The organism is uncultured Butyricimonas sp., from assembly GCF_959596855.1.
In the GTDB taxonomy this organism is placed as follows: Bacteria; Bacteroidota; Bacteroidia; order Bacteroidales; family Marinifilaceae; genus Butyricimonas; species Butyricimonas muris.
Window position 1 is genome coordinate 29,846 of sequence record NZ_CAUFYA010000033.1, and the last position, 13,767, is coordinate 43,612.

11 protein-coding genes are annotated in these 13,767 nt (G+C 45.1%); all 11 read right to left on the reverse strand.

Annotated elements, in window-relative coordinates; translation table 11 throughout:
* Positions 1–40 precede the first annotated feature (40 nt).
* The 11 genes from Q5866_RS14000 to Q5866_RS14050 all read right to left on the reverse strand — a co-directional run bounded on the left by Q5866_RS14000 (position 41) and on the right by Q5866_RS14050 (position 13,547).
* The gene (locus Q5866_RS14000; RefSeq protein WP_303180875.1) at positions 41–610 is read right to left on the reverse strand and encodes an RNA polymerase sigma factor; all 570 of its coding nucleotides are present in this window, start codon (positions 608–610) and stop codon (positions 41–43) included.
* A gap of 134 nt (positions 611–744) precedes the next feature.
* The gene (locus tag Q5866_RS14005; protein ID WP_303180877.1) at positions 745–1,782 is read right to left on the reverse strand and encodes a YhcG family protein; all 1,038 of its coding nucleotides are present in this window, start codon (positions 1,780–1,782) and stop codon (positions 745–747) included.
* Positions 1,783–1,891: 109 nt separating this feature from the next.
* Entirely contained in the window at positions 1,892–2,665 is a 774-nt protein-coding gene (locus Q5866_RS14010) for an inositol monophosphatase family protein (protein ID WP_303180878.1), read from the reverse strand.
* A gap of 3 nt (positions 2,666–2,668) precedes the next feature.
* Positions 2,669–3,685, reverse strand: a complete 1,017-nt coding sequence (locus Q5866_RS14015) for an FKBP-type peptidyl-prolyl cis-trans isomerase (protein WP_303180879.1) — start codon at positions 3,683–3,685, stop codon at positions 2,669–2,671.
* Positions 3,686–3,716: 31 nt separating this feature from the next.
* On the reverse strand, positions 3,717–4,724 hold the full coding sequence (locus Q5866_RS14020) for a hypothetical protein (RefSeq protein WP_303180881.1): 1,008 nt from the start codon (positions 4,722–4,724) through the stop codon (positions 3,717–3,719).
* 3 nt (positions 4,725–4,727) lie between these two features.
* Positions 4,728–5,579 (reverse strand): histidinol-phosphatase, encoded by an 852-nt coding sequence (locus Q5866_RS14025; RefSeq protein ID WP_303180882.1) that lies wholly within the window; start codon positions 5,577–5,579, stop codon positions 4,728–4,730.
* 3 nt (positions 5,580–5,582) lie between these two features.
* Positions 5,583–6,086 carry a flavin reductase family protein gene (locus Q5866_RS14030; RefSeq protein ID WP_303180884.1) on the reverse strand — a complete coding sequence of 168 codons (504 nt, stop codon included), beginning with the start codon at positions 6,084–6,086 and terminating at the stop codon, positions 5,583–5,585.
* 56 nt (positions 6,087–6,142) lie between these two features.
* Positions 6,143–7,930 carry an arginine--tRNA ligase gene (argS, locus tag Q5866_RS14035; protein WP_303180885.1) on the reverse strand — a complete coding sequence of 596 codons (1,788 nt, stop codon included), beginning with the start codon at positions 7,928–7,930 and terminating at the stop codon, positions 6,143–6,145.
* Between the two features lie 227 nt (positions 7,931–8,157).
* Positions 8,158–9,423 (reverse strand): TolC family protein, encoded by a 1,266-nt coding sequence (locus Q5866_RS14040; RefSeq protein WP_303180887.1) that lies wholly within the window; start codon positions 9,421–9,423, stop codon positions 8,158–8,160.
* A gap of 32 nt (positions 9,424–9,455) precedes the next feature.
* Positions 9,456–12,491, reverse strand: a complete 3,036-nt coding sequence (locus tag Q5866_RS14045) for an efflux RND transporter permease subunit (protein ID WP_186975795.1) — start codon at positions 12,489–12,491, stop codon at positions 9,456–9,458.
* Positions 12,492–12,500: 9 nt separating this feature from the next.
* On the reverse strand, positions 12,501–13,547 hold the full coding sequence (locus tag Q5866_RS14050; RefSeq protein ID WP_255469486.1) for an efflux RND transporter periplasmic adaptor subunit: 1,047 nt from the start codon (positions 13,545–13,547) through the stop codon (positions 12,501–12,503).
* Between the last annotated feature and the right edge of the window lie 220 nt (positions 13,548–13,767).

Consider the following 13,767-nt stretch of genomic DNA (forward strand, 5'->3'; position numbering starts at 1 on the left):
CAAAAACGAGAATTATTTTTCAAAAAAAATGATTTCTTTATCAAGAAAGGAATACGGTCAACCAGAACAAATGAGCGGAATCTTTCATCTTCTCCCGTAAATACTTGAATCCGCGATTCTTTTGAGTCTTTATAGTGTTAATGGAAATACCCAATTCTTCGGCAATTTGATTGCCGGAATATCCTTTTATACTCAATAAGATTATTTTTCTTCTCTCCTCGGGAAGTTCATCTATATAAAAATAAAGCTGCCGTACCAGCTCTTCCCGAACCGTATCCGCAAATTCTTCATCCGTGAAATCACTTTCTTCCTGCAAAACCTGTTGCACGTAACGTTCTTGGAATTTCTCCCGGCGCAAATGCATCATCGCCTGATTGTAAGTCGACCGATAAAGATAATAGGTAAGATCATTTACTTGAGGGAATTTACGCTCACTTTTCCAGACATTCATCAAAACCTCCTGCACCAAATCCTCCGCCACAACAGCATCCCGAATAATTCGATCCGCATAAGAACATAACGCAGCATAATAATACGTGAAAACACTTTTCCATGCTTTCTCGTTCTTATCATTCACCCCATGTAAGATTTGCGTTACATCTATTCCCATAAAAGAATACTCCTTTGTTGCAAAGTTATACAATAAAAAAAGACTTTCTATCTTATCCGGGAAAAAATTAAATCGCTTGAGATAATTATATTATAAAAGGTATAAAAGTTTTTGCAGCAGCAAAACAAATGTTGTTACTTCTCATTTGAAGTAATATTTTCTTCAATAGAATTGATCTCTTGAACAAGCAATGCCTGAAGTTCGTCTTTGGGTAACAGCAATTGATACTCAGCTATTCCTATTGGCTTGTTTATATCTTGCAAAGCGATCTCTACATCCAAGTGATCCTTGTCAGCACAAAGAATTATACCAATTGATGGATTCTCACTTTCACCTTTCTCTAAACGGTCAAGAAGTGAAAGATATAGATTCATTTTCCCCACATACTCTGCCTTAAATTCCCCAATTTTCAACTCAATAGCAACGAGTGACCGTAAGCCTCTGTGAAAGAAAAGCATATCCACCACATACTCCTTATTATTGTATTCCAGACGATATTGGTTGCCAATAAAAGAAAAACCCTTGCCTAACTCCAGTATAAACGCTCTAATCTTAGCAACTAAGCGTTTCTCCAATTCCAACTCCTTAACTGGTTCTGTTATTCCAAGAAATCCTAAGTTATACGTACTTTTAAAGACTTCGTTAGCATAGTCGGCTTGTGCCATAGGCAAAACCGAATCAAAATTATTCGTTTTGATTTGTGTCTGACGAGCTGCATAGGTATTCATCTTTATTGCATTGAGCAGCATATCTCTCGACCAACCTTTTTGTAAGCACTCTTCAGCGTAGAATAAGGCTTCATTAGCTGACAACGACTTATCTAACAGTAGTAAATTATGTCCCCAAGGTAAAACTGCTACAGCTTGTAGCAGTTTTGTATCTTCTTGATAATAACGCTCGTATAATCGTTTCATATTCCATAGATTCCGAGGAGAGAGCCCCATGTCAGGAAATTGTTCTTTCAAGTCCACCGACAACCGTTTAACCACACCACTACCATATCCACTCTCCAAATTTCTATCAAAAAGCAACTTTCCGATATTCCAATATACAGAATTAACGGTAGTGTTTATTTGTCGGGCGACGGTAGTGCGAGCAGTCTGAATCTCGGAAACCGCCTGCTGTAATATTTGAGCGTACTCACTATCGTTTATTACAATTTCTTTTGCCATACCACCAATCCTTTAGATACAAATGAGTTAGATGCCAATAATATAGTTTATGATTTTGCAATTCTTATATACGAAGAGATTGACCGAAAATATTATTTTGAGGTCAATCTCATTGTATATAATCTTTTATCTTTTCCAATAGCTTGGGATTCGCTGTCATAATCGCTATTCCCCGATCATATCGGAAATGCTCTACCACTCCTCCAGCTTCCTGTACGATCAGAACCCCGGCACATACATCCCAAATTTTCAGACCGAGCTCCCAGTAACCGTCCAAGAATCCGGCAGCCACGTTACAAAGGTCGTAAGCGGCAGAACCCATACGCCGGATACCTCGCAAATGCGGCAATATACGGCTCAAATTATCAATATTATTAACGGGATTTATCCCTTTATCATACGGGAACCCGGTAGCTAACACACTCTGATTCAAATCCGTCTTAGTAGCTACATGAATCTGTTTACCGTTCAGAAAAGCACCTTTACCCCGAACAGCCGTGTACAACTCATCCGTATAAGGAGCATAAACGACACCTAATACCGTTTCACCCTTGTATTGCAAGCCGATAGAAACGGTGTACACGGGCAGTCCTTGGCTATAATTATTCGTTCCGTCCAAAGGGTCTATCACCCACAGATAATCACTATGCAAGTCATGCTCACCGCTCTCCTCTCCCAATACACTATGCTCCGGGAAATGCTTCCCGATACGCTCCAGCAACATGGATTCACTCAGCTTATCCACTTTCGTCACCACATCATGTACGGTCGATTTCGTCTCTATATCCAAATGACCACTCCTGAAATTAGAACGTTGCACTTCCCCCACTTCTCTCGCCCAAGCCACGGCAAGCTCCAAGGTGCTTTCCAGACAAATATCCATAGACTAATTCTTCGTGGGGGTTCGCTCTGTTTTATTTATTTCTATCGTAAACATGAGTGTTGAATATGGAGGAACAGTACACTGATTCGTTAAAGTATTCCAACCGCCACCATACCCATAGGCCATACCTGAAGGTAAGAATAATTTTGCTTTATCTCCTTCTTTCATTGTAATCAAAGCCATACGTAATCCTTTAGTTGGCAAGTCGCTTACTTTCATTTTAACAGTCGTACTTCCTTCTTGCATTTTCACAAATTTACGAAGAGTGGTATTAATCTCATCCAAAATTTCTCCTTCAAGCCACAATGTAACACTGTCTGTTGACATTACAGTTTCACCTGTTCCTCTTTCCAACATCACGAGTTTCGCTATTGTATCATGTGCATTCGTTTCGTTTGCGGGAATTTCTATTATATCATCAGCTGAAACTGGCATTTCACTTATGTAATTACTAATAAGTTCATTCTCGTAAGCAAGTAATGATTCATTTTGAATAATTTTTTCCATTTCATATTCTCGATAGAGATAAGTTGTAGAATTCGTCATCAAACTAGACAAAATAATATCACCTTTCGTACCTTCACTCATAAGCTTCCAAGCCTCTGATGTAGGATCAAGAATTTTATCATTATCATTGATACGAAAATAAACAGGTCCTCCTAATTCAAAATAAGGAGTAACTTTTGCACCACCAGCAACAGAAGGATAAGTGGAATCTAATATATCACCACTTAAAGTTCTCTGTGTGTAATTTACCAAAATAAACTGCCCCACTTTAGGAGTCACTCCAGTCGAATCATGCCCAAATAAATAAGCGTAATCTTTTACAAACTTTCCACTACTATACTCAACATCGTATTCAAAAACTTTCAATGGACTTTTATCTTTCACAAACTCTTTAATAGTCGCTTGCTCCTTATCAAAAAGCTCTTTCCAACTCGGCCCATTGTCATCATCCGAGCAACCTGCAATACCGCCTGCTAACAGACAAAGCATCATCATCCAATAATTTCTTTTCATTTTCCGTTTTTATTTAGCTGTTATAAAAATACTACTCTTCTTGATTTTGTGGGAATATCTCCTTTATCCTTACCCAACACCACAATGTACAATAAGGAGGTTCCAAATAATACTTCCCACCACCTTGTGCGCTCTGCGTTCTCCCGGCTGCCCCGTATGCCATCCCGTAAGGGATAAGAATATGAGCCGAATCACCTTGCTGCAATCGCTGCAACCCTTTAGTCAACCCGGAGGGAATATCTCTTTGCCACCGTTCATTAAACAATATCTTTGTTGTATCCTCCCTTATTGCCCTAAATGTCCGAGTACTTAATCCTTTTTCATCCAGTATCCCATAAACCATATTCAGCAGAACCGAATCCCCGGTTTGCAACTTCCGGGTATCCCCCTCTCTTTCCAAAAATATAATATAGGTAATCGTATCCGATTTTACCTCTCCCGGGAGAACATGCAAAGTGTCGGCGGATGAAAACGGAGCCATATAAGCATCCATCAACTCTTTTTCATGCTCCGCGATATTATCGAAAACATTATAAGAAGTCAACTTGTAACGCAAAGTTCTCCCGTCTACCGCACCCAAGACCGACGGGATAATCACCTCTCCCCCGGCATCACCCACTCCGATATGCCGAAATGCCTCCCCTAAAAAATTATATCTCGCCGTATCCACCCGATGCAGCACAGGTCCGCCGTAAGCATATCCCGGCGTAAACTCTTCACTCCATTTTTCCGGATCCGTGGTATCCCATACCTTATCATTCAGATCATACATGTCATAATCCATCACCACCCATCCGGAATCCTTAGCCACGTCACCGTTGCTACTATGATTAAAAATAAAAATAGAATCAATCAACATCCCTTTACGACTGTAATAAGGGATTGCCAACACCTCCCCAGTTGCGTGCTGATTCAGATAATCATGAATGGCTTGTTTCTCGTTAGCCAGCACATCTATCAAATCGTCCTCTACTTCCCCGGAACAACCACACAACACAAAGGTCAAAAAACAACCTAGAATGACCAGACATTTATTCATCTTTCAATTTTTAATTTCCGACATAGGTACTTCCTCCCATACCCCGCGATGCAGGCGCATGGTACTCTTTACTCCCGCGTCCCGCAACAAGCGGAATGCCAATTCCCGGTTATCATTCACCAATCGCGGCAAATGGGCATCCGAATTTACCATCACGGGAATATTCAACTCCTTCAACCACTTGAAATATTTTACATTCGGGAACATCAATCCCTTTTTCGTGTACGCTTTCGTGTTCACTTCCACCATAACGCCTTTCTCGGCTATCAGTTGCAAATACTCCCTCAACAATTCATTATACCACGCCTGTTCCGTGAGCATCGGCTCCACCAACGAACCGTTCATGGAAATCTTATCCAAGTGCGCCACAAAATCAAAACCTCCCAGTTCAACCATACGGGCTGAAGAACGAAAATAATCCCGCACGAGATGTTTCAGGTCATCGTGATAGACGTTCCGGAAATTCTCCCGGAAATCATCGAAACAACCGTCCATATCCATCATCTCACCGGTTTCCCCATTCGTCACCAAATGCACGGAACCGATACGGTAATCCAACGGCATCCGCTGGAAATAATCACTCGCGGGTCCCCAGCCGTCATTCAGGTAATCAATCTCCAACCCCACGTACAACTCGATTTGCCCGGCATATTGTTTCTTCAAGCGTTCCATTTCCCGCAAATACGCCTCAACATCTCCTTTGCTCAACGACCACCGGGTATCGAACGGAAGCGGGGAATGTGAAGATACCCCATAACTATGAAACCCGGCTTCGATAGCCGCTTTCACGAACTCTTCCGCCGGAGCCTTACCGTCACAAAAGGTGCAATGACTATGATATGTACATAAATCCATTCGTTATTTCCTCACCCAAGCATTAATAATTTCAGCCACGTACATCTTGTGGAAATCCTTTTGCCCGTATTGGGCATCCACAATCTTCCGTTCCGTGAAAGCCTCTTCCTTCAAGAAATCGGCATACAACTTCCGGCACTCCAGCACGAGAGATGCTTCCTCGAAAGCAGGATTCCCCGCTTCCGTGAAATAAGGTGTCAACCCGCTTTCCTTCACCTTATCCGTGTCCCGACCGGAAACAGAACCGCACACGTTCAATGCCCGACGATACCTCTCGTCAAAGAACGACAACGTGAATGTATCGCGTTTCTCCGTGAACTCGAACGTGTACCGCTGCGGTCGCACGAATACCATCACCACCGGTTTATTCCAAAGAAAGCCCATGCTTCCCCAACTCGCCGTCATCATATTGAACTTCTCCCGATCACCTGCCGTTACCAGCATCCACTCGTCCCCGATTAACCGGATTACATTCTCGTTTATATCTTTAGGCTCAATTTTCTCCATTATCTTAAATCGTAAATCTTAAATCATAAATCATAAATCATAAATCTAAAATCCGTCTACATCCTCTCCGGCATCTCAATCCCCAACATTCCCATCGCGCTACGGATAGCCACGCTACACTGCTGAGCCAACAACAAACGCAAGTTCCGCACCTGCTCGTTCTCTTCTTTCAGTATAGAATAATCGTGGTAGAACTGATTAAACTCTTTCGCCAAATCGTAAGCGTAATTTCCAAGCAAAGCCGGACTGTAATTATCTCCCGCCTCTTTCACGACAGCGGGCAACTTGGCGATAAACCGAATCAAATTCTGTTCCTTCTCAGTCAACCCAGTATGTATATCACCCAGTACGATTTGTATTCCGGCTTCCTCCGCCTTGCGCAATACCGACCGGATACGCGTATAAGTATATTGGATAAAAGGTCCCGTGTTCCCGTTAAAATCTATAGATTCCTTCGGGTTAAACATCATGGTCTTTTTCGGGTCTACTTTCAAGATAAAATATTTCAACGCCCCGAGAGCCACTTTACGGTACACGTCTTCCGCCTCCTCTTCCGAGTAACCGTCCAATTTTCCCAGTTCCTCGGAAGTCGTCCGTGCCGTGTGAATCATTTCGGCAATCAGGTCATCGGCATCCACCACCGTTCCCTCTCGTGATTTCATCTTACCCTCCGGCAGTTCCACCATACCGTAAGAGAGATGCTTAATCTTATCCGCCCAATCGAAACCGAGTTTCTTGCAAACCAACGATAACACTTGAAAATGATAGTTCTGCTCGTTACCCACCACGTATATCTCTTGGTCCATGTTAAACTCGTTGAAGCGGTCGTAAGCCGTACCGATATCTTGAGTCATGTACACGGAAGTCCCGTCGTCACGCAACAACAGTTTATGGTCCAACCCGTCACCCGTCAAGTCCGCCCACACGCTACCCATGTCCTTCCGGTAAAGCACGCCGTCGGCAAGCCCTTGCAACACGATATCACGTCCTTTCTTGTAGGTCTCCGATTCAAAATACACCTTATCGAACGTGATACCCATCATCTTGTAAGTTTCCTCGAATCCTTTCAGCACCCAGTCATTCATCTTCCGCCACAAGGCAACCGTTTTCTCGTCCCCGGCTTCCCATTTACGCAACATCTCCTGCGCTTCCAGCAATATCGGGGCTTGCTTCTTTGCCTCTTCCTCCGTCATGCCCTTCTCCATCAACTCCTTCGTCTGGGCTTTATATTCTTTATCAAAACGCACGTAATAATCCCCCACGAAATGGTCGCCTTTCGTTCCCGTGCTTTCCGGGGTAGCACCATTGGCGAACTTCTCCCAAGCAATCATACTCTTGCAGATATGGATACCGCGGTCGTTCACCAGATTCACCATAATCACATGATGCCCGTTCGCTTTCTGTATCTCCGATACCGACCAACCCAAGAAATTATTACGGATATGCCCGAGATGCAACGGCTTGTTCGTGTTCGGTGAAGAATACTCTATCATGTACGTTTTCCCGCTCGGTTCTTTCGCATACCCGTACTTCTCTTCCCGTGCCACCTCGTTCAACACCTCAATCCAATAAGCGGCGGAAATCACCACGTTCAGAAATCCCTTGATCACGTTGTAGGTTTCCACCTCTTCAATATTTTGTTTCAAATACTCTCCCAACTCTTTCGCCGTCTCTTCCGGCGACTTTCTGGAATATCGGGTAAACGGAAAAACAACAACCGTCAAATCTCCGGCAAACTCCTTGCGGGTTTCCTGCAATTGAACGTCCTTTTCTGTTAATTCAACCCCGTAACAAGCCTTTACGGCTTCCAGCACTTGCTGAGTAAGCATCTTCTCTATCGTCATATCACTCTAATCTTTTAAATACTAATATCCATTAGTCTGCAAAAATACAATTTATTGGAAGAAATACCCGTAAAAGCTTGAAAATTTACCCGCTTATTATACATTTTTACAAAACAAATCGAGGCGTGCCAAAACACGCCCCAATTCCTTAAGTCCGCAAAATCAATAATCCCCGAATCACCAAATCATAAATCTAAAATCCAAAATCGTAAATCGTAAATCATAAATCAATACCCTCCCAATATCTTCACGTACTCCGCGTAAGCCACCTTATACTGGTAATTTGCCGCAACCACACTCGTGTACGCCTGCAACCACGTGGCTTGAGAAGAAAGTACATCCAATATCGGCAATTTCCCCTCGTTATAACTGAACGTGTTCAATTTCAGATTCTCCTTGGCTATTTCCAGCGTGGAATTGGCAATTTCCACTCGTTTCCACGTTTCGTTGAGCTTCACCCATGCGTTAGCCAACTCCTGCTTCACCTGATCCTGCATCTTACTTATCTCCAACTCCTTGCTCGTTTCCACGGCTTTATTTTGACGAACATATTGACGCTTTTCACCCCAATTAAAGACAGGCATACTCAATTTGGCAAAAGCCGTTGTCGCGAATTTCTCTTTCCCGTCCACGTTAATCATGGGGGTTCCCCACGATTCTTTCAGCCCCACGGCAAACTGAGGTAAATATTTTGAACGAATGATTTTCGTCTGCTGCTGTGCCAAAGTCAGATTCTGTGTCGCGATCTGGTAATCCGCCCGACGCTGCAAAGCGACATCCAACGGTTGTAAGGCAGGCACAATCACGGGCTTCTGGATAGAATCCACAAGCACCACGTTTTCCTCCAACGGCGTACCCATCATGATTTTCAAAGATTGCATCGCCATCCGGTAATTCATCGTCGCCGTGGACAATTGCAATTCGGCTTCCTTCAAACGGGTTTTCACCATCAACAAATCCGTCTTACTGATTGCCCCCTCGTCAAAACGCTTCTGCACGATACCATCCAACTCGTTCACGATCAACACAAATTCTTGGGCTATATAAAACTGGCTCTCGTTCGCCGCCACCGTCCAGTAATTCACGTCGGCAGCATAGACAATATTATCCGTGGTCAAATCCTCGCCCAAACGAGCTATCGCTTCCTGCAAAACCGCCGCATCCTTCTGCTTCCGAACCGCGCTTCCGGCATACACATTTTGCGAAAGCGTAGCCTCCGCCGTGTAATTATCGTGCTTCATATTCACCCCCTGCATAAACTCCACGTCTTCAATCTGGTACGAATAATTCCCCCCGACCTGCAACTTGGGAAAGAATCCCGTCTTAATCCCTTTCAAAGCAAACATGGCAGCATTCACCGCCTCCTTCGCCTGTTTTATATCCTGATTATACTCCAACACCTTCGCCCGGTATTGCTCCACGGTCAACGTCTGTCCCGTCACCGCACCCGCCAATACCAGCAAAACCCCTATTATTAAAAGTATCTTTTTCATCAATCTAAAATCTAAAATCATCAAATCTAAAATTAATCGGCTTTAATTCTAAATATCAAACAATACGTCACCGGAAGAACGACAATCGTCAACAAACTCGCCACGAGCAAACCGCCCATGATACAAGCCGCCATTCCCCCGAACATCGCGTCAAACAACAAAGGCAACATACCCAATATCGTTGTCCCCGATGCCATTGCCACCGGAACGATTCTCGACTTCGTGGCTTGCAATACCGCATCCAGCGGAGCCAACCCGTTCTCCTGCTCTATACCGATCTGATCGACCAGCACAATCGCATTCTTGATATTCATTCCGACCAATCCCAACACTCCCAGCAAAGCGAAGAAGTCAAACATCTTGCCCATCACCAGAAGCCCGAACACGACACCGATAAAAATCAACGGCACCATCAACAAAATAATCGTCGGTTTCCGGTAAGTCCTGAAAAGCAACAGCAACACGATAAACATCAGTATAAACGTCAACGGCATATTGGCTGCCAACGCCTCGTTGGATTCCGCCTGACTCTCGTCCTCCCCGAATATCTTCATCGTGTACCCTTCCGGCAAATCCATCTTCTTCACCTTATCCCATACCTGTGCGGAAGCGGCTTTCGCATTAGCTCCCCGTTTCGGATCACATTGTGCCATCATCACCCGGTCGCGATTGTACCGTTTAATCACGTTATAATGATAATTATAGGCAAAACTATCCACGACTTGTGCCAAAGGGACCGTGAACCCCCGCGTGGCAAACACGGGCAAGGTCTTCATGTTATCCAGATTCTTGCTATCGAACCCGTCCTCTTTCAACAGGATAGGCATAAACAAATCCTTCTCGCGGAAATCACCGAGAGCCAACCCGTTCGTCGCTATTTTCAAAGCATAAGCCACGGATTGACGGGTAATACCCAAACGTTGTCCCCGTTCCTGCGAATAGGCAGGCTCCCACACGGGCACTTTATTTCCCCAGCTACCGCGTACATCCGTCACCATGTCACATTCCCGCATCATGCCCATTGCCCGCTCCGTCAATGCTGCCAGTGTATCTATATTCTCCCCGATAAACCCTATCTCGATAGCCGCTTCCACCGCCGGCGACAACTTGAACAACGAGGAACGGATCAGCATATCCGGGTAATTCTCCCGCACGTAAGTATTCAACCGCGCTTCAACCACCGGGGATTGCTCTTTTTTCTCCACCTCGATCAACAAGTTGCCGAAATTCGCTTTCGGACCGAAAGAAGTACTTGCCAGATAATACCGCAACGGCGACCCCCCGATCGTCACGGAAACATTCGTCACTTCCTCCTGCTTCATCAAGTAAGATTCGATATCCGACATCATCTTCTCGGACTCCCGGATACTGAAACCTTCCGGCAGGAAACAATCCGCGCGGAAATAAGGTTTATCCATACTCGGGAAGAAATTCTGCGGCATCACCCCCATGATATACATCGAAGCCAGAAACAAACAGACAACCGACACGATCGTCACCACCTTGTAACGAATCAAGCCCCGCAACACGGACACGAATCTGTTATAAAACTTCGTGTCATACGGGTCTTTCCCCTCGCCCCCGGAATTTTCTTTCAAAATAAAATTACCGAAAACCGTCGTCTGCGTCAATGCCAGAATCCAACTCAAGGACAGGGATATCGCCAACACGATAAACAACGGCTTCACCATCTCCGCCACCGAAGAAGGAGCCAAATACAAAGGCAAGAATGAAAATATGGCAATCAACGTGGCACCCAACAATCCCCATTGCGGGACAGTAGCCCCCCGTATCAACGCGTCCCGCCGTCGCATCCCTTTCTTGATTAGTATCTGGGCATTATCCGTCACCACGATAGCGTTGTCCACCAACATACCCATCGCGATAATAAATGCCGCCAACGACGTCCGGTTCAACCCGACACCCATAAACTGCATGATCAGCATCGTGCCCCCGATAGAAAAGATCAACGAGGAACCGATCAACAATCCGGCACGGGACCCCATCACCAACAAAATAATAAAAATCACGATCACGACAGATTCCACCAGATTCAACAGGAACCCGTTATTCGCCTCCCGCGCGATCTCGTTTTCCGGGTAAAGCGTCACCAGTTCTATTCCCACGGGCATCAACTCTTCCAACTGGCTCAAACGTTCTTTCACCTTATCCCCCGTCTTCACCACATCCCGCTCCGGATCAGTCGAAACACCAATCCCGATAGCCCGCTTTCCATTAACCCGCATAAGGCTACCCGGCGGATCGAGATATCCCTTCTCGATCGTGGTAATATCCCCCAACCGCACCTGTTGTCCCGTTTGTGTCACAATCAACTGGTTGCGGATATCATCCAATGTCTTGTACGTCCCGTCCGCCAATATCTTCAATTCCAGATTTCCCGCGCGCTTCTCGCCCGTGTTTATCAATGAATTTTGCGACTTGATCGTCTGCATCAACGAGTTCAGATCCACTCCCGAGTTCGCCAACTTCGACATCGTGATATACACGTTTACCACTTCCGTCTGCTCCCCGTACAAGGCGACTTTCTGCACCCCGTCAACCGACACCAGTTGAGTTTTCAACTTCTGCCCCCACTCCCTCAAATCGTGATAAGAAAATCCTTCCGCGGCAGTCAACCCGTAATAAATACCAAACACGTCACCGAAATCGTCCGAAACGCTGATCGTCGATGCCCCTTGCGGCAAAGCCGGTTGAATATTCAACACCTTGCGCCGCAACTCGTCCCACATCTGCGGCATCTCGTCCGGTGGGGTTGCCGGATTCAATTCAATCTGAATCTTCGACATCCCGTAATAAGAATCCGATTTAATCTTCTTCACCCGCCGCATCGACTGTATTTCCCGCTCGATAGGCTCCGTGATTAATTGTTCCACCTCGGCAGGCGTCGCCCCCGGGTATTTCGTTATAATAACTGCCGTCTTTATCACGAAAGGCGAATCTTCCTTCTTGCCCAACAAATCAAAGGAAAGCACTCCCCCGACCAACAAAATAGCCAAAAAGAAATAAATCACTTTCGTGTTATCCAGCGAATATCTTGCTATATTCATAACTTCCCTTTATTTTAACAGCTTTACTTTCTGTCCTTCCGTGATATAATTCACCCCGGCAACGACAATAATATCCTCGTTCGCGAGTCCCTTCTGTACCATTATCTTGTCACTCCCGAACAATTGTCCGATCTCAACCGTCTTGCTCTTCACCGTTTCGGTTTTAGGATCATACACCCACACGGAAGTCGCGTTCGTCGTCGGATTCTTGAACAACGCACTCATCGGCACGATATAACCATCGCCCTCCGCCGTTTCGATCTTCAAGTTCACCTTGCAAGAGAAACCGGGATAAATATTATGAATGTCACGAGAAAAACGACTGTCATCAATCACCAGTTTCACGGGAATACCCGTCCCGTCGGGAGAAGCGTCTATAAATTCCTTCACCTTCGCCTTGAACCAAATCCCCTTGTACGTGTCAAACTCCACGGTTACCGTCATCGGCGTGCGAGTCAAATCGACACTCGTTTCCGGCAATGTAAAACCTACTGCCAACTTATTCGGGTTCACCAGCTTGATAATCGACTCGCCGGGCATCACTTTCTGGTAATTCTCCACGAACTTCTTCTCCACGAACCCGTCAAAAGGAGCCCGCAATTTGGTATCCTCTAATGTATTGGCAGAAGTCTCGTAAGCGGACTTCCCTTTTATATAATTCGCTTCCGCGATCTCGTATTCCTGCTTGGAAATAGCCTGCATGGACAACAACCTCTTGTTCCGCTCCAACTGGGATTTTGCCGTCAAATAAGCCGCCTTATTCGCCTCGTATTGCAACTTGTAATCCAACGGGTCTACCGCGGCAATCACTTGTCCTTTCTTCACCTTCTGCCCCTCGTCCACGTTCATTGCCACCAGCGGCCCCGATAACTTAAATGCCAGATTACTATATTCCTCGGCTTCCACCACTCCCGTGTACAACTTATTAATCGCCCCCAACGACTCCACGTTCACAACTCTCACGGGACGAACAATATCCTGATACGTCTCCTTTTTCCCTTTACACCCCGCCCACAAAAAAGCAGGTATCATGCAAACCATCCATGTAAATCTCATAAATCCATTGACTATTTAATTATAAATCATTCCAACAATAGGCTATACAGCAAGGATTATGCCAAAATCCCCAACCCCACAATCTAACCCCACCTATTAATCACTTTACCTGACACATATACGGAAAAAAGCGGACAAGGTTCATCAAGCAACACGACTATTTCACGAGAACCGCAAATACAATAAAAATAGCCCTGCCCCAAAAAAAAGAAGACTATAA